This window comes from Kineosporia babensis (genome assembly GCF_021129305.1).
Classification (GTDB): Bacteria; Actinomycetota; Actinomycetes; order Actinomycetales; family Kineosporiaceae; genus Kineosporia; species Kineosporia babensis.
In genome coordinates, this window is the sequence record NZ_JAJOMB010000088.1 from 1 (window position 1) to 232 (window position 232).

Consider the following 232-nt stretch of genomic DNA (forward strand, 5'->3'; position numbering starts at 1 on the left):
CGCGGCAGCGCGTTCGTGGCCAAGGCCCAGGCGGTGTCGTTCGGATGAGCAGCCCGATCTCCAAGGCCATGGAAGAGGCCGCCCAGCGGATCATCAAAGCCCTGGGCACCGGCGCCACCAACGCCGTCAAGGACTTCTACGCCGAGACGTCCAAAGGTCTGCGCACCGCAGCCACCAACACCAAGAACACCGACGCGGCGAACTCCCGGAAATTCAAGGGCATCGATGCCGG

General features: G+C 65.5%; 1 pseudogene. It reads left to right on the forward strand.

The features are described 5' to 3' along the window. Positions 1-44 precede the first annotated feature (44 nt). Positions 45-232, forward strand: a pseudogene (locus tag LR394_RS41080) (hypothetical protein); the annotation flags it as partial.